We start from the raw sequence: 23,094 nt of genomic DNA on the forward strand, positions 1-23,094 counted from the left end.
CAACGTATAAAATATATAAAAAATTCCTTGTAGAGAGATTTCTAATTCCATTGATACCATTCGTCAATAAAAAATTATATTTTCTAAAAAATTTCTTTTTCACGAATTATCTTTTATCTTTCGATAAGTTTCTTTGCAAAGCTCTAACTCTTTTATCAAAAAGTAAGCATCCATTCTTCATCAAATTGATTACGAAACCATGTCATTTGTCTTTTTGCATATCTCCTCGTTTGTATTTTCACCGCTTCAAGAGCACTCTCAAAGCTTCTATATCCATCCAAATAAGCCATAAACTCAGGTATACCAATAGCCTTCATTGCTGGTAATGAAGGGGAAAGTTTAAGTTTTTTCATAGCCACCACTTCTTCTAAAGCTCCTCTTTCAATCATAGAATCCAAGCGTTTATGAATACGTTCATAAAGCAGAGGACGTGGTGGCATGAGAAGAATTTTTTCGGTCAAATTTGGCGCAATGAGAGGTGTTGTTTTTTGTTTCTGCCACCAACTGAGCGACTTACCGGTTGCATCATAAACTTCCAAAGCACGTACAATACGCTGTCTATCGTGCGAAGAAATTTTTTCAGCAACAACAGCATCAATCTGCAACAACTGGCGATAAAGACTTTCAGGTCCCTCTTTATCAAGCAGCAAACGCCACTTCTGCCGCACAACATCTGGAACATGAGGGATTTCCGAAATCCCCTCTAAAAGAGCACGAAAATAAAGTCCTGTTCCACCAACAAAAATAACTGATCTTAAAGAAAAAGTAGCCAATAGCTTCTCGACATCACACAACCATTGCCCTACTGAATAGTTCAAAGTAGGACTCACATGACCATAAAGATAATGGGGAACAATCGCGGTGTCAGCCTCCCTCGGCCGTGCCGTTAAAATATTTAAAACATCATAAACCTGCATTGAATCAGTATTAATAATGAGAGCATTTTTTTCTTGAGCCATTTGCAAGGCAAGTTCTGACTTCCCACTTGCCGTTGGCCCTGCTATTAATGTAACTGTTCTCTGTGTCATGAATAGCAATTTCTCCCAATCAATAACTTATTGCAACATGCAGACACCCCCAAAGCCTTCCTGTATTTTCTCTCCATTATCATAGAGTAAATACTTCAAACAAAAATACGAACACAAATTCCCCTTAAGACAAAGCCCCTTATGAAACTTATAAAAAAGAAAAAATGGACTTAATAACAACACCAAAGGAATTTCCAAGCATTTTTTGCTATCATAATTCAATAACAAACCACAGCTATAATAATTCTGTCCGTTAAGGCCATTAAAAATATACTCTTTGTCATCATTTATGAAAATAATACTAAGTTTAATCTATACAATCAAATAGCTTTATTTTTTCCTATAAAAATAGCATGCTACGCCGGTTTATAATAAGAGCCTCATAAAGTATCATATCAATACCATTTACTTGCGCATCACAAGCAGAGATAAAAATGGACTTAAGAAAGGTGTACCAATATCTCTTATGCAGCATTTCAAAGTCTAGGCTGTTACAATATTGAGAACTGAAAAATACTATGATGACACCAATTTATACTTTGATATTCAGCATAAAGATATAATAATTTCCAATGGATTTTATATTGCACACCCCATACTCTCTATCGTGAAATGAGCTTGAGAAATATTGGACATCACATGGCTGACTTGCAAAATATCCCACACACTAAGGCTGATAAAAAACAAAAAATAATTTTTTAAGGATCAATCCATTAGGAGCGTTACGAACCGTAACTCTCCATCTGGACGCGCTACAATAAATAGAGCATTTTTGCGTCCAGCTTCACGTAATTTATGAATACGTTTTTTAGCCTCATCAATTGTTGTGATAGAACTCTGATTGATATCAACAATCACTTCACCAACGCGAATACGCTTTTTATCCGCTGCACTATTTTGTGCAACAGATGTCACCACTAGTCCTCGAAGTTTATCTGAAATTGAATAACGATGACGCAAATCCTCTGTCAGTTCAGATAACGTCATTCCCATAAATTGCATTGTCACGTTTTTCGACAAATCTTGATTTTTTTTATCATCAACTTCTTCTGTATCTTCATTTGGATCTGTTTCAATCAAACGTCCAAGCTTAACTTTTACTGTTGCTTCTTGCCCATTGCGTAAAATAGTAACGTCCACCACTTTTCCTTCTGAACTTTCTGCAACTAAACGCGGCAAATCACGTGCATGCTTAATTTTGGAATTACCAAAGGAAAGAATAACATCTCCAGTTTGTAACTGGCTATTATCTACATTATTTTCTTCCGTCTGTTCTATTTTACCAGCCACCAATGCTCCCACAGCATTGTCCAATTTTAAACTTTTTGCAATATCCTCTGTTACCGGCTGAATACGAATAGCCAACCAACCACGCCTTATTTCTCCAAAATCACGCAATTGATTAATAACAGAAAGAGCCATATCCGATGGAATAGCAAATCCAATACCGATAGATCCTCCCGAAGGTGAAACAATTGCTGTATTAATGCCAATGACTTCACCATTTCTATCAAATAACGGCCCACCAGAATTTCCCCGATTAATTGCTGCATCTGTTTGAATAAAATTATCATAGGGACCAGCATTAAGATCACGGTTACGTGCAGAAATAATACCAACCGTCACACTTCCACCAAAACCATAAGGATTACCAATAGCCATAACCCAGTCACCAATACGTGCTTTTTCTGAGTCACCAAAACGCACAGCTTTTAATTTTTTACTTCCTGCATCGACTTGAAGCAACGCCAAATCAGTTTTGCTATCCTTTCCAAGAAGCTTTGCCTTTAGTTTTGTACCATCCGTAAAATTAACTTCAATATCATCAGCATCTACAATAACATGATAGTTTGTAACAATAATCCCTTTCTGCGCATCAATCACAAAACCAGAGCCTAAAGAACGCACCTTTTGAAATTGACTATCTTTTTGACCATCCTTGGGTGTAAAAAAATCACTGAAATATTCCTCCAGCAATGAATCTTTTGGGATAACGGGTACCGAGGTGTTTGCATCCTGTTCTGTTCCTTCAACAGTCTGCGCCGTGGAAATATTCACAACTGTTTCCAAAAGCTCAGAAGCTAAATCAGGAATAGAAAGCAATGCCTTGCTTGTCTCGGCTCCCCAAGACAAACTCACTGATCCTGATAGAAACAAAGTCACACAAAAAACAACTCTTGTGATAAAAAACTTTAAAAACGTATTTTTACTCACGACACTTCTATCCATGACATGCCTTTAATCAAAGATGCAAAGAGCCCCACTAAATTTATCTACGTAAAACCAGCACGGCTCGATACTCTCTACCACTTTTACCATAAAAGAAAATGGTCACAGATCATTCTTTTCATGCAAAATCTCGTATCTGCAATCCATTATTTTATCTATTCTCTCCCGATTTTGGATCAGTTTTACTGAGGCCAGTATTCATTGTCGGTAAGAATGCTTTATTTGCCTGCGGCGGATTACGAAAATAGAAAAAGAAATCCTCATTTGGAGAAATCACCATCGGTGTTTTCTCTAAATTCTTGTATTGTTCCATCGCCAACCAAAAATCGTAAAAAGACGGATTAGCCTCCCTCGCATTCAATAAAAGACGAATACTTTCAGCTTGACCTTCACCACGGGTAATTTCAGCATCACGCTTTGCAGCTGCTACAATTTCTTCATATTCACGATTAGCTTCTGCCACAATACGATCTCGCTCCTGCTGACCACGAGCCCGGATATTTTCCGCAGCAGCTTCACGTTCAGCTGCCATTTGCCGATAAACATCTTCTGAAACAGCATCAGTCAAATCGGTTTTACGAATACGCACATCAACAATGGTAATACCCAACGAGCCTGCATCTACAGAAAATTGCTTCTGTACTTCAGCCATCATCGCGCCTCGTTCATCCGATAAGGCTGCTTTAAATTCTCGCTTACCATAAACAGCACGCAAAGCGTCAATAAACCGTGGTGCAAGGTTTTCACGTGCCGCAATTTGTGGACGCCCAGAAGCAATGCGCTGTAAAAACAACTTAGGATCTGTAATACGGTAAATAAAGAACGCATCCACCTCATAATACGCACCACCACGAACCTGTACAGATTGTGTAGGAACATCGTAACGCAATAACCGATTATCAACAATGATCATCTTATCGATAAAGGGCGCCTTGAAATAGATTCCAGGATTAGATTCTACCTGAACAATTTGTCCAAAACGCTTAATTGCTACTTGTTGACGAGGATAGACGATAAATACGGACATCCACAAAATCATCAAAACAAACACTATAGCACTAAAAACAAACAAAAAGCGAGATTGCTGCATAATTAATCTCCTCCAGAAATACGAGAATCTAAGAGTAACGCAGGACGCGCTGCTGTTGCCTTTACTTTTTCCGATGACTTGCTACGCAACAATTCATTCAAAGGTAAATAAGGCACCGCTGGAGAATTTGCCTGATCAAGAACCAGCTTATTTGGTGAAGAAAGAATCCGCCCCATCGTCTCCATATAGAGACGGTAGCGAGCAGCTTCTGGTGAAATCGCAGCCTCTCGAGCTATCGCCTGAAAACGTTCAGCACGCCCTGTTGCCTCTTCAACCATTTGTGCCTTTTCACCTTTTGCGATTTCCCGTGTGCGTGAAGCTTCACCATTTGCTAAACCAATTTTCGTAAAACGCACACGATTTCCCTCTTCAATCATTCTTCCACGTTCCTGCTCCGCCTGCTGAACAGAATTAAACGCAGCAGCAACCTTTGTCGGAGGAGCAGCTTCACTGATAGAAACACGGCTTATTTCGACACCAAGTTGATATTTATCCACAGTCAACTGGATAATCTTTCTAACGTCATTAGCAACTTCTTCTTTCTTGTCACGTAAAACATCATCAACCGGCCGCGAACCAATGACCTCACGCATTGCACTCTCAGCAACTTGGCGGACAGTTCCCTCTTGATCATTCACATTGAATAAAAACTGACTAGGGTATGAAATCCGATAATAAACGGAAAAATTAACATTAACGATATTTTGATCACTCGAAAGCATTAAACCATCACTTTGTTGCGCCTGACCGGGCTTCCCACCAATCGCGATTGTTTTTTCCGTTAAAGGTACTTTCATATAGGTCTCAATTGGCCAAAAATGAAAATGCAACCCATCACCAATAATGCCTTCTTTAGGGATGCCAAAGCGCAACTCTACCGCTTGTTCATTTTGCTGAACAATATAAATTGACTGGTATAGCCAAAAAAACACAATAAGCAGAAGGAATAAAACAGAAAAACTGCTTCTCCCGAATTGTTTAAACTGATCCTGCCCTTTGCGCAAAATTTCATTAAGATTAGGACCATTTTCGCCACCAGAACCAAAGAGATTCTTAGCTGGTGTCTTTTTGTCACCACTGTTTTTATCGCCACTCCACGGGCCACCACCATTTTGATTTGTCCAGGGCATTATCACCTCTTTAACTGCTTACCACTACTCGAACACCAACCATTTGCTTGATCTTATAGGGTGTCTCTTACCTCATTACAATATAACTGATAAACCCTTTCACTTCATATTACAAAAAATTATTTCCGCTCATAAACAACAAAACGTGTCGGATGACTATCTTTATCCCCTTTTGGAATATCTTGTGTTTGCACAATAGTCCACTTTTCTTTATCAAAAACAGGAAAAAAACTATCACCTTCTATAGAAGCTAAAACTTCTGTAAGGAATATTTTATCAGCCATATGCAACCCTTGTTGAAAAATTTCACCCCCACCAATAATAAAAATTTCCTCTACATCATTTTGAGAAGCAACATTTGTTGCAAGAGAACAAGCTTGCGATAAAGAGTGAGCAACATCAGCCCCTTCAGCACAAAAGGTACAATCACGCGTAATGACGATATTTGTACGCCCTGGTAAAGGTCTCCCAATAGAATCCCAAGTTTTTCTTCCCATAATAATGGGCTTACGCAACGTCAAAGCTTTAAAGCGTTGCAAATCCGTCGATAAATGCCACGGCATTACACCTTCACGACCGATAACACCATTTTCTGCAACAGCAGCAATTAAACAAATGGAAATCGTCATATTGCTACCGGCGCTTTAATATGGGGTTGTGCTTCATAATTAAGCAACTCAAAATCCTCAAATTGAAAAGAAAAAAGATCTGTTACCGCTGGGTTTATGCGCATACATGGCAAAGCATTTGGTATACGAGACAATTGATATTTTGCCTGTTCAAAATGATTAGAATAAAGATGAGCATCTCCCAGAGTATGAATAAAATCGCCTACTTTAAGACCGCTTACTTGCGCAATCATCATCGTTAGCAATGCGTAGGATGCAATATTGAATGGAACACCTAAGAAAATATCCGCCGAACGCTGATAAAGTTGACAAGATAATTTCCCCTCCGCAATGTAAAATTGAAAAAGACAATGACACGGAGGCAACGCCATTTCCTCTATTAATGCAGGATTCCAAGCTGATACAATCAAGCGACGAGAATCTGGCGTTTCCTTAATCATCGTTAAAAGATTGTTAATTTGATCAATATGGCGTCCATCAGGAGCGGGCCAAGAACGCCACTGATAACCATAAACAGGACCAAGATTTCCCTTTTCATCAGCCCACTCGTCCCAAATTGACACACCATGCTCTTTCAACCAAGCGATATTTGTATCGCCTTTAAGAAACCACAAAAGTTCATAAATAATTGAACGTAAGTGTAGTTTCTTTGTTGTCAACAACGGAAATCCTGCTTGTAAATCAAAACGCATCTGATACCCAAAGATAGATCGCGTTCCAACACCCGTTCGATCTGTCCGATCAATACCCTGATTTAAAACATGAGATAAAAGAGCAAGATATGATTTCATGAGGGTATTATGTCCGATTCTTCTTATTATAGAAAATAAAAACTGTAAAATCCGTACAAACATAATTCAAATCTTTTTCCAAAAACATCTTACACAAGAAATTATCATGATCTAACTAAATTTTTGATGCAAAAGATAAAATACTATAGACAGCTTCTAAAAAAATGACATAAATGAACAAAGATGGATGAACATCAAATAAAGGGATCGACTATGGAAAAACAAGAAGCTTTAAAACCACATGATACAAGAAAACGTATCTGGGCTATCGTGTCCAGTGCATCAGGTAATCTAGTAGAATGGTATGACTTTTATGTTTATTCCTTTACATCTATTTATTTTGCATCACAATTCTTTCCCTCAGATGGCAATGACGTTACGCAACTTTTAAAAGCGGCGGGTGTTTTTGCTATTGGTTTTCTTATGCGCCCAATAGGCGGATGGCTTTTTGGCTTCATTGCCGATCGTTACGGACGCAAACGCTCAATGCTTATCTCTGTTTTTATGATGTGTGGTGGTTCGTTCTTAATCGCCCTACTTCCTACCTATGAAACCATTGGAATGGCAGCAGGAATTCTTTTACTTTTACTCAGAATGCTTCAGGGGCTTTCTGTCGGTGGTGAATATGGTACAACAGCAACTTATATGAGCGAAATCGCCCTCAAAAATCGCCGCGGATTTTTTAGCTCTTTCCAATATACCACACTGATTGGTGGTCAACTTCTAGCCAGTCTCGTTATATTCATTTTAGCGCTTTATCTCACCGAAGATCAGCTAAAAGCGTGGGGCTGGCGTATTCCATTTGCCATTGGTGGATGCGGCGCAATTGTTGCGATTTATCTACGCCGCACACTCCATGAGACAACGACCAAAGAAAGTCGTTCTAGTGCACAAGCTGGTAGTATTAGGGGACTTCTGAGCAACCACCGAAAAGCTTTCTTTCTGGTTATTGGCTTTACAGCTGGAGGATCGCTCACATTCTACACCTATACGACTTACATGCAGAAATATCTGATCACAACCACTGGCTTTGATAAACATACAGCCACAACAATCATGTCAGCTGCACTCTTTGTTTTCATGTTACTCCAACCCCTCTTTGGTGCTCTTGCAGATAAAATTGGAACAAGAACTTCACTCCTTATTTGGAGTGTCTTATCTATTATCTTTACCATTCCTGGACTTAATATGATTGGTAGTACTGATAGTACATGGATTGCTTTATCAGTCATTACTGGAATGCTCTGCATTATGAGCTTTTATACATCTATCTCTGGCATTGTAAAATCAGAAATGTTTCCTGCTTCAGTACGAGCAATAGGAGTTGGGCTCTCTTATGCTATTGCCAACGCACTGTTTGGCGGTTCTGCTGAATATGTCGCACTTGGATTAAAAGATCTTGGATATGAATCTGTCTTCTATTTTTATATAACCGGCATGATGATTATTGCATTCATTGCTGTTCTCTTAATGCCAGATGCTCGCAAAAAAGGGTATTTACAAGGAGACGATATTCATTAACCTTTAATGTTAACAAACAAGGATTTTAACAAAAAAAGCCCAGAGTACTGGGCTTTTTTTATATCCTTTCCGATAGAAGTTTAAAGCTCACAATTTTTTATCCCTTCAAACACTCTAAAGAAGCAATGTTCCCTCCTGCACACGCCGCTTATAAAAATAAATGGCTTCATATTATTATGTAATAAATACTTCTTTAGCTGAATTTAATTCACTGAAGATAAAAAACGTTTGATTTATTTTAATATTCCCATGCCCACTCAAAATCGAAGAAAAGTGATTATCTTTCAAGATAATTTTATCAATAATAAAGATTACACTCATGATTTTGTTTAATACGTTCTTAATAGTACCCCCTCATGCAAAACAAATTCTTTCATGAAAATAGAAAATACCATTATATTATGAATTCGCACACTTTTTTGAGAAACATTTCTCAATGCACCCAACTCCATTTCACAACGACACCCGTGAATGACATAACGTAAAAGCCCCGTAAAATATAAACATGAACATTACTCTCTTTACACTTAATAAAAGTGCAAGCCGCTATCATTATACTTTTGACGAACTCTTAATATTGTACTCCCCCTTAACACTTAAGCTCATTCATAAAAAGTATTTTAACAGATACACCAACCTCGCATGAAATAGTCAATAACATCATTTTACGGAACAACATCAAGCATATAAACTAAAGAGTATCATATCTTCATAAACACTCTGCATATGCAAATAATTCACAATCAAACAAAAAATAATATTTCCTTAAGGATAGTAAAAAGCGTATGATTTACGCAATGTAACAACACCATGAGCCCAAAACACCACTGATAGCTCTAGAAAAAATCTTTATGTTTCCCTAAAAAATTATCATGATACAATGGCGTTTTTATAATGCACATCGTAAATAGCTTTAAAAAGAAGAAAAGTTATAAATCTAAAAGGGGAATACTTCATGAATAATCAAACAACTTTAGATCCACATGATACAAGGAAACGTATTTTTGCTATCATATCCAGCGCATCAGGAAATCTGGTAGAATGGTACGACTTTTATGCTTACTCCTTTGCATCGGTTTATTTTGCATCACAATTTTTTCCTGAAGATGAAGATATTGTTACACAACTGTTAAAAACGGCAGGAATCTTTTTTATTGGCTTTCTTATGCGTCCAATTGGAGCATGGCTCTTTGGATACATTGCGGATCGTTATGGACGTAAACGCTCAATGCTTATTTCTGTTTTTATGATGTGTGGTGGCTCTTTTCTCATTGCCATACTTCCCACTTATAAAACCTTGGGAATAACAGCAGCATTTCTTCTCCTTTTAGTCCGTATGTTTCAAGGACTTTCCGTTGGCGGTGAATATGGTACAGCAGCAACTTATATGAGCGAAGTTGCGCCCAAAAATCGTCGTGGTCTCTTTGCTTCTTTTCAATATGCAACAACGATCTCAGGTCAACTTCTCGCAAGTTTTATAATATTTATTTTAGCCATTTACCTTAACGAGGATCAGTTAAAAGCATGGGGATGGCGTATTCCCTTTGTCATTGGTGGCTTTGGAGCAATCGTTGCAATTTATCTGCGTAGTTTGCTTCATGAAACAACAACCCACAAAAGCCGCTCTGAACAACACGCTGGTAGTCTTCGAGAACTTTTTCGCAATCATAAAAAAGCTTTCTTTTTGGTTGTTGGCTTTACAGCTGGTGGATCTCTCACATTTTATACATACACCACTTATATGCAAAAATATCTGATCACAACCACGGGCTTTGATAAACAAACCGCAACAACGATAATGACTGCCGCCCTCTTTGTTTTTGTGCTACTCCAACCCCTTTTTGGTTCCCTAGCCGATAAAATTGGAGCAAGAGCTTCACTCATTAGTTGGGGGGCATTATCCATTATCTGCACCATTCCTGTACTTAAAATGATCGGTAATGCCCATAATCCATGGACAGCACTCTTAATCATTATTGGAATACTCTGTGTTATGAGTTTTTATACGTCCATTGCTGGTATCATAAAAGCAGAATTGTTCCCTGCTTCAATCCGAGCAATTGGTGTTGGATTTGCTTTTGCCATTGGCAACGCACTCTTTGGCGGTTCTGCTGAATATGTAGCGCTTGGATTAAAAAATATGGGATACGAATCTGTTTTCTTTTTTTACATCGTTGGTATGATGGTCATTGCACTCATCTCTATTCTTCTTATGCCCGATATAGATAAAGGAGGATATCTCGATAAAGACGATAAACTTCATTAAACTTATTTTCTGGATAAAAAAAGCCCAAGAAATTGGGCTTTTTTTGATCTCCTCTCCACCCTAGTAAAGAACGAAAAGCCCGCCCCGCATTCATCTTACAAACAACTCAGTTTCTTTTAAATTGTCTATAGTTACTGCCCTCTTTATGTAATTTACTTGATAAGATTCTATGGGCAGCCCTACCCTAAATATTTATCACGATATCTAAAAAACACCTCATACGGAAAACCTTATCTGAGACTTACCTCACCCTCCTAAATGATGATGTGTTATGATACAATAAGATAATTAAGGACACAAAATCCCCTTTTACATTAACTTAAGCTTTATGAAATGTCTTCAGTTTTTGGGCTTTCTGCTCATAAAGACCATCTCTTCTATAATCCTCCGGTATGATGCCAATATTGCATTCTTCTCATCAAGTTTAAAGGTATCTTGATCTACTTTTCAATGTTCTCTCCCTTTAAATGCAATGTGATAACTTTTTATTCTACAACACAAGTAAAAATCTTAAAACGAATGACAACATAACTCTAATAAATCATCTTAAAGAGTTTCCCTAAGAAATTATTATAATACCATTGAATTTTTCTGGAAATCATAAACAATTATGTTTAGAAAATATGAACTATAAATCCAAAAGGGGAACAATTCATGAAAAATGAAACAACTTCAGCATCACAGGATGCAAGAAAACGTGTTTTTGCTATTATAGCAAGCGCATCAGGAAATCTCGTAGAATGGTATGATTTTTACGTTTACTCATTTGCATCAATTTATTTTGCATCACAATTCTTTCCCTCCGATGGTGATACGATTACGCCACTGTTAAAAACCGCAGGTGTGTTTTTTATTGGCTTTCTTATGCGCCCTATTGGAGCTTGGTTTTTAGGGTTTGTCGCCGATCGTTATGGACGTAAACGCTCGATGCTTATATCCATTTTTATGATGTGTGGTGGCTCTTTTTTCATCGCCATACTTCCCACCTATGAAACCTTAGGAGTAACATCAGCAATCCTTTTACTTTTAGCTCGGATGATGCAAGGACTTTCAGCAGGTGGTGAATATGGTACAGCAGCCACTTATATGAGCGAAGTTGCTCTCAAAAAACATCGTGGGCTTTTTGCTTCTTTCCAATCTGCCACCCTTATTACAGGTCAACTTCTTGCCAGCTTCATTATATTTATTCTAGCATCTTATCTCTCTGAAGATCAGTTAAAAGCATGGGGATGGCGCATTCCTTTTGTGATTGGTGGTTTCGGGGCAGTGATTGCGATTTATCTGCGTCGTTCTCTCCACGAAACAACCACGAAAGAAAGCCGCTCTCACAAACACTCTGGCAGTCTTAAGGAACTTCTCACCAAGCATACAAAAGCCGTTGTCGTAATTGCATGCTTTGCATCAGGAGGATCACTCACATTTTACACCTTTACGACTTATATGCAAAAATATCTGATCACAACCACCGGCTTTGATAAACATACCGCAACAACGATTATGACAGCTGTACTATTTATTTTCATCCTATTCCAACCCATAGCTGGTATCATAGCCGATAAAATTGGAACAAAAACTTTACTTATCATTTGGAGTATACTCTCTGTCATCTTTACATTTCCTGGACTCTGGATAATCGGTAATACGCATAGTATATGGGTTGCCTTTTCCGTCATTATTGGCTTGCTCTTCATTATGAGCATGTATACATCCATCTCTGGTGTCGTCAAATCAGCAATGTTTCCCTCTTCAATACGCGCATTAGGCGTTAGCATCTCTCATGCCATTGGCAACGCCTTATTTGGTGGTTCTGCTGAATACGTTGCGCTTGGATTAAAAAAGTACGGTCATGAATCACTCTTTTATTTTTATATAACCGTCGTGATGATCATGGCATTCATTGCTCTTCTCTTTGTCCCGAGTATGCGTAAAGGAGGCTACCTCCAAGAGGATGAAAAACATTAACCCTTTTTATCAACGAAAAAGCCCAAGAAATTGGGCTTTTTTTATCATTATCACAAATTTAATATTGTTTAAATTTTATGAAGTGCATTAAGGTGCTTAGCAACTAGATAATAAAAAGTCACACGACTTTTTCTACGCTCTCCAGACATCATCTCAGCCACTTTTGAAACAGCCATTTTAGCACTCTTCTCATCGGCTTCTAAAACATCTTGAACCCATTTTTCAACACGTTCTAACTCTTTTGGATCCGATGTAGCAACAAGCGCTGCATCCTGCTTTTTCATCACTAAAGCTAAACGACGGCTAAGTCGTTCTACTGCTGCTTCATCGGGATTTGAATCATATAGTTTAATATCTGCTAAATTATTTGTCATTTTGCATCATCTCCTCTCCAAAAATGAGCGGACTATACTTTACAGCCGCATCATATAGCTCCATAAATAATTAGAGGATTAAAAATATTAACAACCCCCCCCTTTTCCTAAGACTGTTCTTCATCTATATTTAGAGGGCTGGTTTACCAGCTATGGTAATAAATGGACGGTGTAATAAACCTATTGGACCCGGGGGCGGTACCCGGCGCCTCCACCAAAATATAAGAAACCAAAATTATATTTTGGTGGGGGCGAAATAGGATCGACAAGGGTGTAAAGATCGCTCTTTTACTCGGCATTGTACCACCGTTATCGGACTAAATGAGTAGTTGCAAATGACAACTATGCGGAAGCACGTCTCGCCGCTTAAGGTGGTGTGAATGTTTCAATTTAAGTCTTAAACCGTCGCAGGTTTAAGCGGGGTTCGGAGGCACCTGGCAACAGAAGCCTTCACTTTTTTAAATGTTGTTGATTGATCTTTCAGACATTATCAGACATTATTTACCATAGAGTTTCGTATTTATTCGATTTATTGAGGTGCATCGTAGAAAAAATCTGCTAATTTAAAATATATTCTGTCACACAATATCAATACGCCCCATTCTGCTACGTGAAATAAAAGGAATAAACTTCGATGGTTAAAGATCAAATCCGTTACGATATTCTCGTTCAGGATGCGCTTCGTGGAGTTATCCGTAAAGTTTTATCGGAAGTTGCCAAAGCAGGTCTTCCGGGAAATCATCATTTTTTTATAACTTTTTTGACAAATGCCCCAGGCGTTAAAATTTCTCCTCGGCTAAAAAATCGCTATCCCGAGCAAATGACAATCGTCTTACAACATCAATTTAGAGATCTCAGTGTTTCAGAAACAGCTTTCGAAGTAACCCTCTCTTTCAGGGAAATAACCGAAAAGCTCGTGATTCCTTTTACTTCCATTCAGGTCTTTTATGATCCTGTAGCAGCATTTGAAGCAGCATTTGATCTGCCCTCAAATCTGACCTCTGGAGAAAGTGAAAATTCAGAAAATACCTCAACTACGCCTATTACCTTATCAAACAAACAAAAAAAAGAAAATACGCTTACAAAAGAACAAAATCTCAGTACAAATAAAGAACCTTCAAATAACGATGCAAAACAAAATCAAAGTGCTGATGTTGTCTCTTTAGATTCCTTTCGGAAAAAATAATTTTTCTCATGACTGAATTGATTAATCTTCGCCAATTTCGAAAACAAAAAAAACGTACAGAAAAATCTCTTTGTGCTGAGCAAAATCGTTATCGTTTTGGACGAACAAAAACTGAAAAAAATTTTGAGCAGCAAAAATCTTTAAAAATGCAAAAATTTCTTGATCAAAATCGTTTGCGAAACGACGAATAAAGGTGGAAAAATGCACGAAAATAATTCTATCGATTGGTCAAAAGTCATTCCACGAAAGATATCTGTTCGCGTTGATGGACACGCAACAAGCGTCTCTTTAGAACCACCATTTTTAGATATTCTAAAAGATATAGCCCGCAAAAAAGGACAATCTTTAGCCTTTATTATTACCGATATTGATAGCAAAAGACCACAACAAGTAAATCTTTCGGCTTCGTTACGCGTTTATGCCCTTCAAAGCGTTCTCACCCAACGCCTTTAATGTTTGTGCTTATTTTTTACGTTCTCTTTCTGTCTGTTCAACTGAAACTGTTGTGACTTTTTAAGAGAAGTTTTTTTTAATCTAGAACTTCAATAAAAAAAAGACTACAAAAGAGAGATAATGAGTAATTTTTCTGATCATACCATACCTTTCTTTGAAGAAGATTCCCCTCCAGACCATGATAAGAAGAGCTCTGGTTTTTTCTCCCATACTCTAAAAGAACAAAAATCATATAACACAGACTATTTAGAACAACTCAATCCAGAACAGCAACAAGCTGTTATGAATACTGAGGGACCTCTTTTAGTTCTTGCAGGTGCTGGTACAGGAAAAACGCGCGTTTTAACAACCCGTATTTCTCACATTTTACGCTCTGGACTTGCTTCTCCTCAGCAAATACTTGCTGTCACTTTCACCAACAAAGCAGCACGTGAAATGAAAATACGTATTGGTGAACTTATTGGAGAAGTTGTTGAAGGTATGCCTTGGCTTGGAACCTTTCATTCCACTGGAGCTAAAATTTTACGCCGTCACGCAGAGCTTGTTGATTTAAAAAGAAACTTTACAATTCTTGATAGCGATGATGTTCTTCGACTTTTAAAACAACTTATTCAAGCTGAAGGATTAGACGATAAGCGTTGGCCCGCACGAAACCTTGCCATGATGATTGATTCTTGGAAAAATCAAGGACTTTCACCAAAACATATCTCAAAAAGTGATGCTCATTCCTTTGGTAACGGCATGGGACGTGAACTTTATCACAGTTATCAAAATCGATTAAAAGATCTTAATGCTTGTGATTTTGGTGACCTTCTACTTCATTCTATCTCTATCTTCCAACATAATCCAGATATTCTTCGCGAATATCATTCTCAATTTCGTTATATTCTTGTCGATGAATATCAAGATACAAATACAGCACAATATCTTTGGCTTCGGCTTTTGGCCCAACATCCTCAAGGTCAACATGTTAATCTTTGTTGTGTTGGCGATGATGATCAATCCATTTATGGATGGCGTGGTGCAAAAGTCGAAAACATATTACGTTTTGAAAAAGATTTTCCTTCTGCTAAAATTATTCGTCTAGAACGCAATTATCGCTCAACATCTCATATTCTTAAAACCGCCTCCCATCTCATTGCTCATAATGAAGAAAGACTGGGAAAAGTCCTTTTTTCTGCTCAAATAAAGAGTGAGGAAGAAAAGGTAAAAATTCATTCAGCATGGGATTCGGCAGAAGAAGCACGAGCAATCGGAGAAGAAATCGAACGCGCACAACAAACCGGTCATGCATTAAATCATATGGCTATATTGGTACGCGCATCATTTCAAATGCGTGAATTTGAAGATCGCTTTGTAACACTTGGCCTTAATTATCGCGTTATTGGTGGTCCTCGTTTTTATGAGCGAATGGAAATACGTGATGCCATGGCTTATTTACGCGTTGTTGTCCAACCTACTGATGATTTAGCTTTTGAGCGTGTTATTAATACACCCAAACGCGGCATAGGAGATGCAACCCTGCGCATTCTTTATGAGAGTGCACGTGCACGTGCTGTTCCTCTCTTTTCTGCTGCCGCAGACATCATTGAAACAGATGAATTAAAGCCTAAGGCACGCAGTGCGTTACGAAGCCTCATTGAAAACTTCCGCCGCTGGCAAAATATGCTTCAAGACACTCCTCATAGAGAACTTGCCGAGATCGTCCTTGATGATTCTGGTTATACAACCATGTGGTTAGAAGATCGCTCACCAGAGGCTCCTACAAGACTAGAAAATCTTAAAGAAATGATTCGTTCCATGGAACAATTTGAAAATCTTCAAAGTTTTTTGGAACATGTTGCACTCGTTATGGAAACGGAAAATAATGAAAATATGGATGCAGTCAACATCATGACACTTCATTCAGCCAAAGGACTTGAATTTGAAACAGTTTTTCTTCCAGGTTGGGAAGAAGGACTCTTTCCCCACCAGCGCTCATTAGATGAAGGTGGACGTTCAGGATTAGAAGAAGAACGGCGTCTTGCTTACGTAGGTCTAACAAGAGCAAAAAAACATTTGCATATATGGTTTGTATCGAATCGAAGAATTCATGGACTTTGGCAACCTGCTCTTCCCTCCCGTTTTCTAGATGAATTACCAGCAGAACATATAGAAGTTGTAGAAATGGAAACATCCTATGGTGGTTATGGAAAATCTTCCTTTCAACATCACGATTCCTTTTATACTGACTATGCAACAGCAAGACAAAAGCGTGCACAAAAAAACAAGAATATTGAAGGGAAAGTTATCTCTCAATCAATCTCTCATGCACCATCAGATTTTTCTGTCAATGATCGGATTTTTCACATAAAATTTGGTTATGGTCATATTACAGCAATAGACGATCATAAATTGACAATAATGTTCGAAAAAGCCGGAGAAAAGCGTGTACTAGACAATTTTGTAAACAAAGCTTAATTACAAGTAAACCACGATCAATTTTTTCAAGAAACCACTTTATTTTATTCTGAATGTCATTTCCATTTACGAACAAAAGCTTCAATGGGCAAATTTTGCATATCAGGCAATGCGTTGTGAATTTTATCAAGCGGCCAATCCCACCAAGCCATATCTAAAAGGCATTCTATGACATGATTGGGAAAACGCATCCGCAACCGTTTAGCAGGCACCCCAACAACAATCGTATATGGCAAAACATCTTTCGTTATAACAGCGTTCGCGCCAATGATAGCGCCATGACCAATTGTCACCCCAGGCATAATAACCGCACCATATCCAATCCACACATCATGCCCAATAATAACACGTTTTGCACAACGCCTTTCACGAAAACCACTATCTAATGCCATATAACGAAAATATTCGTTTGGACGATAGGTTATTTTATGCGTTGAAACGCGCTCCATAGGATGCTCCAACGCATTCATCCGTACATGAGATGCAATAGAACAAAAGCGCCCAATATCGCTATAAATAGCCTCACTATTACGCTCTAAATAAGAAAAATCTCCAACGGTTACATCCCGTAAAATCACCCGCTCATTAATTTCCACATAGCGCCCTAATTTACAACCATGCAGCCGCGCTGTCGTATGGATACGAGGCTCACTTTCATGAAATCGAAGATCTTTCTCAATATTCATACATCTTTCACCAATGTTTCATCAATAGATATGGAAAGACATACCAATAAAGCCAATAAAATCAACCATGAAACAAACATTGCAAAACAAACCTGCCGATGTTACAATTTCTCGATCTATCTAAGAGAGTCAAACTATGAAAAATGTAATACGCATCTTGGGGCTGACAATCATATTTCTTGCAGGTGTTTTTATTTATGATACGCTGACAAATAAGCCTTTAGGTGATAACTTTACTCTCACTGATTCTAATGGAAAAAATATTACTGAGGCTGATGTTCGAAGCAAGCCTTCAATAATTTTTTTCGGCTTCACTATGTGTCCTGAAAGCTGCCCTACCACACTGATGAATCTTGATCGATGGCTTACAGCCCTTGGTCCTGAAGCTGATAAATTAGGTATATGGTTTGTGACTGTTGATCCTGAACGTGACACACCAAAAGTACTCCATGATTATCTCAGTAATTTTAACAATAAAATTGTTGGCATTAGTGGAGATCCTGATAAAGTTCATAAAATGGTCAATTCTTTCAACATCGTTGCTGAAAAAGTTCCTGAAACAGATGGAAACTATACATATAACCATACAGCAGCAGTTTTTTTACTCAAAAAAGGTGGAAAATTAGCTGGCGTTATCCGTTATGACACGAAAGAAAGCGATAGCGAATTAAAAGATGAAATCGCCATTGAACGGTTAAAAAAACTCATCTTAAACTAAAAAAAGCCGATCAAAAGAAAGAACAGCATGTCGCAACAAATTCGCCTCTATTATACTGCTTCTAAAAATGAAGCAGAACGGTTCTATACCCTTATAGAAACAGCCTTTGACGAAGAAGGTTATCCTCTTGCTCTTACAGAGATAGATGAACAAAATGCTGTATATGAGCTTTCTCTATATGTCGATCAAGACAATCAAGAGAACGCATTGAAACGTTTTGCCAAAATTCTTTCTATAGATTTTGATAAAATTAATATGGAAGTTTTACCCAACATTGATTGGGTACAAAAAAGCCTAGAAGGACTAAAACCTGTGCAAGCTGGTCCTTTTTTCCTTCATGGAAGTCACAACCGAAACGCCATTCCAGCAAATGTTCTCCCTATTGAAATTGAAGCTAATCAAGCTTTTGGCACCGGACATCATGGAACAACAGCCGGTTGTTTAGAAATGATCGCCAAAGTCATGAAACACGAAAATCCCCAAAATGCCCTTGATCTTGGTACTGGGAGCGGTGTACTAGCCATTGGCATAGCAATGCTCAAACCAATTACTGTGCTTGCATCCGATATTGACCCAATTGCTGTTCAAGTTGCACAACACAATATCGAATTCAATGATGTCAATGAATATGTTACAGCTATTACAGCAACAGGTTTTGCCCATGATGCAATTGCATCACGAGCCCCTTTTGATCTCATTGTTGCCAATATCCTTGCTAATCCGCTTATTGAACTTGCGCAAGAAGTGGTAACGGCACTTCAAAAAGAGGGGTCACTTATACTCTCTGGAATTCTTGAAGAACAACATGCCCATGTTTTGGAGACTTATATAAAACAAGGACTGAAGCATATCGAAACATACCACCGGCAAGGATGGGTTACGATACACCTGAAATAAAATAAAAGAAAAGGACGTCGTTATGTATCAATCTTTTGAGGCGACAACAAATCCTGCTTATGCAGCAGAACGCATTTCTTGCCTTCGTAAAGAACTCGATCACCTTGGACTCGATGGTTTTCTTGTTCCGCGGTGCGATGAACACCAAGGAGAGTATGTCCCTCCTCATGCTCAACGCCTTAGCTGGTTAACCGGCTTTACTGGATCAGCTGGGATTGCACTGATTTTAAAAAACAAAGCCATCATATTTACAGATGGGCGATATAAGCTCCAAGTTCGCCAACAAACTGATCCTGATATTTTTAATTATGAAGATCTCATAACTTGTCCTCCCTCACAATGGCTTGAAAAAAATGGTCAAAAACTTTCTATTGGCTTTGATCCATGGCTCCACACGATTGCTGCCACCGATGCATTAAAAAACGCATTAGAAATGAAAGCAGGTGGAAAACTTGTAGAAGTTCAACATAATCCCATTGATCTGCTCTGGCATGATCAACCAAAATTACCACAATCTGCCTTATCAATTCACCCTCTCAAATATGCTGGGTGCAATACAGATGAAAAACTCGCTTTGATTTACAAAGATATACAGCAAACTCATGCAAATGCTTTTATTTTTACAGACCCCTCTTCCATTGCATGGACATTCAATATACGGGGCAATGATGTTTCCAACACGCCTTTTTCCCTTTGTTTTGCTCTCATTCCACTTAACAAAACACCAGCTTTATTCATTGACAGCAAAAAACTTGGTGTAGAACAGAAACAATATCTAGAACGTTATGCAAAATTATATGAACCAGAACAGCTTATTCCCAAGATCAAAGAGTATGTTCAAAAAGGGACAGTGTTTGCCTTAGATCCACAGCTAACATGCGAAAAATTACGAACTGTTATTGAAGAAAAAAATAGCTTTTTTATCACACTTACCGATCCTGCTGCTCTACCACGTGCCATTAAAAATGACACAGAACTCAATGGCGCACGCAAAGCGCATCTACGCGATGGTGTTGCCCTAACCCGTTTTTTTTCTTGGTTAGATAAACAAATACCAGGGTCAATAAGTGAAATTTCTGCTGCTCAAAAATTAGAAGAATTTCGCATAAATACAGCAAAAGAAATGGGAGAAAAACTTGAAGATCTTTCTTTTGATACAATCTCCGCAACAGGAGAAAATGGTGCCATTATTCATTATCGTGTAACAACGCAAACAAATAAACAACTCAAAGCCGGTGAACTTTACCTCGTTGATTCAGGTGGACAATATCGTGATGGCACGACTGATGTCACACGCACCGTAGCAATTGGGAATATTGGAGAAGAAGAAAAACGCTGTTTTACGCTTGTCCTCAAAGGCATGATTGCTCTTTCAACTATCAGATTTCCAAAAGGCACACGAGGACAAGACCTTGATGCTCTTGCACGCATTGCATTGTGGAAAGCTGGTTTTGATTATGCCCATGGCACCGGTCATGGTGTTGGATCTTATCTTTCTGTCCATGAAGGACCGCAAAATATTTCTCGCAAAGGGTGCCAAGAACTCATCTCCGGTATGATTCTTTCAAACGAGCCAGGCTATTACCGCGAAGGCGCTTTTGGTATCCGTCTTGAAAATTTGATGATTGTGCAGCCAGCACAAAAAATTGATGGTGGAGATATAGAAATGCTCTCGTTCGAAACACTCACACATTGCCCCATTGATCGACGGTTAATCCTTCCAGAGCTTTTGACACAAGAAGAACGACAATGGCTCAATGATTACCATGCGCGCGTTTATCAGATGAATGCACCTTACTTAAATGAAGAAGATAAAAAATGGGCAAAAGAAGCAACAATGCCCCTTTAAATGAAGCAACCTATAACTTTTACCCTTTCTACAAAACACTACACCCTTCTCTTTTAAAGAGAGAAGTGCGAATTTACCATCAGCAAACACAAAAAATATTTCTACAAGATACTTCAAGTTTTTTGCTGGTACGGTAAACGCTAACCTCGGTGAAGCAAGATGAGATACACCTATACGCGGTAATACTTATCTTGGCGATCTCCATCTAGACACTCTCATATCCCTAGTTTCTTTATATGGAAACTTTCGTTATATTTTGTAACCCTCCGCATCGTATTTCTAAAACACCTATTATAACCAGCTTATTACGCTGTTTGGATTCAAAAATTCTGCATATTTATTCGAATAAATTTTACCTTTTTGTTTGCTTCACAATGATAATTTATATTATTTTAATTCTTGAATCATTTACAATAGCTGTAATTCATTATAATACATATTGCTACAATGAAATAGAATCTGCCATGAAATAAAATTAAGTATTTAGAATTAAAAGAAGGAGCATGATGATAACATCAGCGTTAAGGTTTTTTATTTATTTGCATAGTTAACAATACAATATTATTTTCTAGACTATTACTTATTGTTGAAAAACGTTATCCACAATATAAATAGTTTCCAACTGCACAGTATGAAAACAACATATATGGAGGTATATGTTTTTACCTGAACATGTCATTCAGCTAAAAAATTAACAACAATAACAGAGTATATGAAAAACTACATAACACAAAAACAGTCACATAAGTAAAGGAGATTCAAACTCTCTACAAAATTTCACAAATACTTTGAAAAAGACACAATAAAGCGTGTATCTTATGGCTTGTTAGTTAACAAAATCTTAATCACAGATCTTAATAAGCTATATCCTTATCCAGTATTTTAGAAATAAAGTGATTATCCTAATGCGTATAGTTTTATTTTGTTCCATAATATTATTTTTGGATACTATATTGGGCCTTCTGTATTGAAGGAAATTACTAAATTTAAGCGAGTTCCTATTGCTGTATTTTCTGAAAATCAAGTCATTACTCCAAATAAGTACGATAAATTATACGAAGAGTACGTAAAGACACAATATCCTGATAATATATACGAAGAGCGTCTAGAAATTGCGAAAAAATATCTGGATAATAAGAGTTATGGTGTATATCATGTTCTAAACCCTGGTATGATAGTGCTAATTCCTGAAAATAAATCTTATCCATGCGAAAGTTGTTTGGTGTGCATGCCTTGTGGACTTATTACAGAGAGAGTATAATAAAAAATTTCCAGCATTATCCCTACCTACCTACATACATAAGTTACGTTCTCAATATAATTGGAAAGAAAGCGATTTCATTTGGGCAAAAAATCTGGTCATGAACTCGACAGATCCAATGTTTAGATATGCACGAATGGTATTTAATTCTGAAATATTCTCAGTCCAAATACTAGCTCTAATAAACGAAATTTCCTATGCTGAGAAATTTGAGAGAGATGAAGGAAGTCAGAAAAAAAATTATGCTGCTAGACGCATTAGCGAATATCCGAAATTTTGTAATGAAATTGGACAAGTGTACCATCTAATAATGCCTGATAAGCATAGATACCAGTAATCTTTTATAATTCAACATAATAAACAACTCGCAGTTATATCCCTTATTCATTTATAGCGGAATGTTTTATTATATTTTGTAATCTTCCGCGTTATATTTCTATTACGTCATTATAATTGGTTTATTACGGCATTTTGGATTAAATTATACATATTTATTCAAAAATTTTACCTTTCTTCACAGTAATAATTTATATCTTTTACTAATAATAACCTTGTATATTCTTC

18 protein-coding genes and 1 other RNA gene are annotated in these 23,094 nt (G+C 37.6%); 11 read left to right on the forward strand and 8 right to left on the reverse strand.

What is annotated here, in order from left to right; all coding sequences use genetic code 11:
- Positions 1-155: 155 nt before the first annotated feature.
- From miaA to ACFIMC_RS09570, 6 genes are all read right to left on the reverse strand, one after another.
- Positions 156-1,028, reverse strand: a complete 873-nt coding sequence (gene miaA, locus ACFIMC_RS09545) for a tRNA (adenosine(37)-N6)-dimethylallyltransferase MiaA (RefSeq protein ID WP_375671896.1) — start codon at positions 1,026-1,028, stop codon at positions 156-158.
- Positions 1,029-1,733: 705 nt separating this feature from the next.
- Positions 1,734-3,257 carry a Do family serine endopeptidase gene (locus tag ACFIMC_RS09550; protein WP_375628863.1) on the reverse strand — a complete coding sequence of 508 codons (1,524 nt, stop codon included), beginning with the start codon at positions 3,255-3,257 and terminating at the stop codon, positions 1,734-1,736.
- Positions 3,258-3,408: 151 nt separating this feature from the next.
- Positions 3,409-4,347 carry a protease modulator HflC gene (gene hflC, locus ACFIMC_RS09555; RefSeq protein ID WP_375606990.1) on the reverse strand — a complete coding sequence of 313 codons (939 nt, stop codon included), beginning with the start codon at positions 4,345-4,347 and terminating at the stop codon, positions 3,409-3,411.
- A gap of 2 nt (positions 4,348-4,349) precedes the next feature.
- Complete coding sequence (gene hflK, locus ACFIMC_RS09560; RefSeq protein ID WP_375613382.1) at positions 4,350-5,477, reverse strand: FtsH protease activity modulator HflK; 1,128 nt, start codon at positions 5,475-5,477, stop codon at positions 4,350-4,352.
- 119 nt (positions 5,478-5,596) lie between these two features.
- The gene (locus ACFIMC_RS09565; protein ID WP_375613381.1) at positions 5,597-6,106 is read right to left on the reverse strand and encodes a dihydrofolate reductase; all 510 of its coding nucleotides are present in this window, start codon (positions 6,104-6,106) and stop codon (positions 5,597-5,599) included.
- Positions 6,103-6,897 (reverse strand): thymidylate synthase, encoded by a 795-nt coding sequence (locus tag ACFIMC_RS09570; protein WP_273722957.1) that lies wholly within the window; start codon positions 6,895-6,897, stop codon positions 6,103-6,105. The genes ACFIMC_RS09565 and ACFIMC_RS09570 overlap by 4 nt, the downstream gene beginning before the upstream one ends.
- Before the next feature lie 213 nt (positions 6,898-7,110).
- Here ACFIMC_RS09570 and ACFIMC_RS09575 point away from each other — a divergent pair, with 213 nt between their 5' ends.
- The 3 genes from ACFIMC_RS09575 to ACFIMC_RS09585 all read left to right on the forward strand — a co-directional run bounded on the left by ACFIMC_RS09575 (position 7,111) and on the right by ACFIMC_RS09585 (position 12,646).
- Positions 7,111-8,418 carry an MFS family transporter gene (locus ACFIMC_RS09575; protein ID WP_375671895.1) on the forward strand — a complete coding sequence of 436 codons (1,308 nt, stop codon included), beginning with the start codon at positions 7,111-7,113 and terminating at the stop codon, positions 8,416-8,418.
- Positions 8,419-9,373: 955 nt separating this feature from the next.
- Positions 9,374-10,684, forward strand: a complete 1,311-nt coding sequence (locus tag ACFIMC_RS09580; protein WP_375613380.1) for an MFS family transporter — start codon at positions 9,374-9,376, stop codon at positions 10,682-10,684.
- A 654-nt stretch (positions 10,685-11,338) separates the two neighbouring features.
- Positions 11,339-12,646 carry an MFS transporter gene (locus ACFIMC_RS09585; RefSeq protein ID WP_375612014.1) on the forward strand — a complete coding sequence of 436 codons (1,308 nt, stop codon included), beginning with the start codon at positions 11,339-11,341 and terminating at the stop codon, positions 12,644-12,646.
- A 68-nt stretch (positions 12,647-12,714) separates the two neighbouring features.
- Here the strand turns inward: ACFIMC_RS09585 and ACFIMC_RS09590 are convergent, their stop codons facing one another.
- Positions 12,715-13,020: a DUF2853 family protein gene (locus ACFIMC_RS09590; RefSeq protein ID WP_375612013.1), complete on the reverse strand. Its 306-nt coding sequence runs from the start codon at positions 13,018-13,020 to the stop codon at positions 12,715-12,717.
- A gap of 98 nt (positions 13,021-13,118) precedes the next feature.
- On the opposite strand from ACFIMC_RS09590, the gene ssrA reads away from it, so the two are divergent.
- The 5 genes from ssrA to ACFIMC_RS09615 all read left to right on the forward strand — a co-directional run bounded on the left by ssrA (position 13,119) and on the right by ACFIMC_RS09615 (position 17,119).
- Positions 13,119-13,475: a transfer-messenger RNA gene (gene ssrA / locus ACFIMC_RS09595) on the forward strand.
- A gap of 179 nt (positions 13,476-13,654) precedes the next feature.
- Complete coding sequence (locus ACFIMC_RS09600; RefSeq protein WP_375612012.1) at positions 13,655-14,206, forward strand: SspB family protein; 552 nt, start codon at positions 13,655-13,657, stop codon at positions 14,204-14,206.
- A gap of 8 nt (positions 14,207-14,214) precedes the next feature.
- On the forward strand, positions 14,215-14,397 hold the full coding sequence (locus tag ACFIMC_RS09605; RefSeq protein ID WP_375612011.1) for a DUF4169 family protein: 183 nt from the start codon (positions 14,215-14,217) through the stop codon (positions 14,395-14,397).
- Positions 14,398-14,407: 10 nt separating this feature from the next.
- The gene (locus ACFIMC_RS09610) at positions 14,408-14,659 is read left to right on the forward strand and encodes a ribbon-helix-helix domain-containing protein (RefSeq protein WP_273788067.1); all 252 of its coding nucleotides are present in this window, start codon (positions 14,408-14,410) and stop codon (positions 14,657-14,659) included.
- A gap of 120 nt (positions 14,660-14,779) precedes the next feature.
- Complete coding sequence (locus tag ACFIMC_RS09615) at positions 14,780-17,119, forward strand: ATP-dependent helicase (RefSeq protein WP_375680995.1); 2,340 nt, start codon at positions 14,780-14,782, stop codon at positions 17,117-17,119.
- Between the two features lie 56 nt (positions 17,120-17,175).
- Here ACFIMC_RS09615 and ACFIMC_RS09620 read toward each other — a convergent pair whose 3' ends face one another.
- Positions 17,176-17,805, reverse strand: a complete 630-nt coding sequence (locus ACFIMC_RS09620) for a DapH/DapD/GlmU-related protein (RefSeq protein ID WP_375632975.1) — start codon at positions 17,803-17,805, stop codon at positions 17,176-17,178.
- 136 nt (positions 17,806-17,941) lie between these two features.
- Between ACFIMC_RS09620 and ACFIMC_RS09625 the strand changes: the two genes are divergently transcribed.
- Genes ACFIMC_RS09625 through ACFIMC_RS09635 form a run of 3 tightly spaced genes read left to right on the forward strand, consistent with a single transcriptional unit; the run spans position 17,942 to position 21,269 of the window.
- Positions 17,942-18,523, forward strand: a complete 582-nt coding sequence (locus ACFIMC_RS09625; protein WP_375632977.1) for an SCO family protein — start codon at positions 17,942-17,944, stop codon at positions 18,521-18,523.
- 27 nt (positions 18,524-18,550) lie between these two features.
- Positions 18,551-19,420, forward strand: coding sequence for a 50S ribosomal protein L11 methyltransferase (locus tag ACFIMC_RS09630; RefSeq protein WP_375634617.1), 870 nt, complete (start codon positions 18,551-18,553; stop codon positions 19,418-19,420).
- Between the two features lie 22 nt (positions 19,421-19,442).
- A complete protein-coding gene (locus ACFIMC_RS09635; protein WP_375680996.1) occupies positions 19,443-21,269 on the forward strand; it encodes an aminopeptidase P family protein in 1,827 nt (608 codons plus the stop codon).
- Positions 21,270-23,094: the final 1,825 nt, after the last annotated feature.

The organism is Bartonella sp. AP21QHHD, assembly GCF_042196205.1.
In the GTDB taxonomy this organism is placed as follows: Bacteria; Pseudomonadota; Alphaproteobacteria; order Rhizobiales; family Rhizobiaceae; genus Bartonella.

Coding starts and splice junctions, on each gene's coding strand:
- ACFIMC_RS09620 (WP_375632975.1), bottom strand. CDS start 17,805: ATGAATATTGAGAAAGATCTTCGATTTCATGAAAGTGAGCCTCGTATC.
- ACFIMC_RS09625 (WP_375632977.1), top strand. CDS start 17,942: ATGAAAAATGTAATACGCATCTTGGGGCTGACAATCATATTTCTTGCA.
- hflK (WP_375613382.1), bottom strand. CDS start 5,477: ATGCCCTGGACAAATCAAAATGGTGGTGGCCCGTGGAGTGGCGATAAA.
- miaA (WP_375671896.1), bottom strand. CDS start 1,028: ATGACACAGAGAACAGTTACATTAATAGCAGGGCCAACGGCAAGTGGG.
- ACFIMC_RS09590 (WP_375612013.1), bottom strand. CDS start 13,020: ATGACAAATAATTTAGCAGATATTAAACTATATGATTCAAATCCCGAT.
- ACFIMC_RS09600 (WP_375612012.1), top strand. CDS start 13,655: ATGGTTAAAGATCAAATCCGTTACGATATTCTCGTTCAGGATGCGCTT.
- ACFIMC_RS09565 (WP_375613381.1), bottom strand. CDS start 6,106: ATGACGATTTCCATTTGTTTAATTGCTGCTGTTGCAGAAAATGGTGTT.
- ACFIMC_RS09550 (WP_375628863.1), bottom strand. CDS start 3,257: ATGGATAGAAGTGTCGTGAGTAAAAATACGTTTTTAAAGTTTTTTATC.
- ACFIMC_RS09635 (WP_375680996.1), top strand. CDS start 19,443: ATGTATCAATCTTTTGAGGCGACAACAAATCCTGCTTATGCAGCAGAA.
- ACFIMC_RS09605 (WP_375612011.1), top strand. CDS start 14,215: ATGACTGAATTGATTAATCTTCGCCAATTTCGAAAACAAAAAAAACGT.
- ACFIMC_RS09630 (WP_375634617.1), top strand. CDS start 18,551: ATGTCGCAACAAATTCGCCTCTATTATACTGCTTCTAAAAATGAAGCA.
- ACFIMC_RS09580 (WP_375613380.1), top strand. CDS start 9,374: ATGAATAATCAAACAACTTTAGATCCACATGATACAAGGAAACGTATT.
- ACFIMC_RS09585 (WP_375612014.1), top strand. CDS start 11,339: ATGAAAAATGAAACAACTTCAGCATCACAGGATGCAAGAAAACGTGTT.
- ACFIMC_RS09610 (WP_273788067.1), top strand. CDS start 14,408: ATGCACGAAAATAATTCTATCGATTGGTCAAAAGTCATTCCACGAAAG.
- hflC (WP_375606990.1), bottom strand. CDS start 4,347: ATGCAGCAATCTCGCTTTTTGTTTGTTTTTAGTGCTATAGTGTTTGTT.
- ACFIMC_RS09615 (WP_375680995.1), top strand. CDS start 14,780: ATGAGTAATTTTTCTGATCATACCATACCTTTCTTTGAAGAAGATTCC.
- ACFIMC_RS09570 (WP_273722957.1), bottom strand. CDS start 6,897: ATGAAATCATATCTTGCTCTTTTATCTCATGTTTTAAATCAGGGTATT.
- ACFIMC_RS09575 (WP_375671895.1), top strand. CDS start 7,111: ATGGAAAAACAAGAAGCTTTAAAACCACATGATACAAGAAAACGTATC.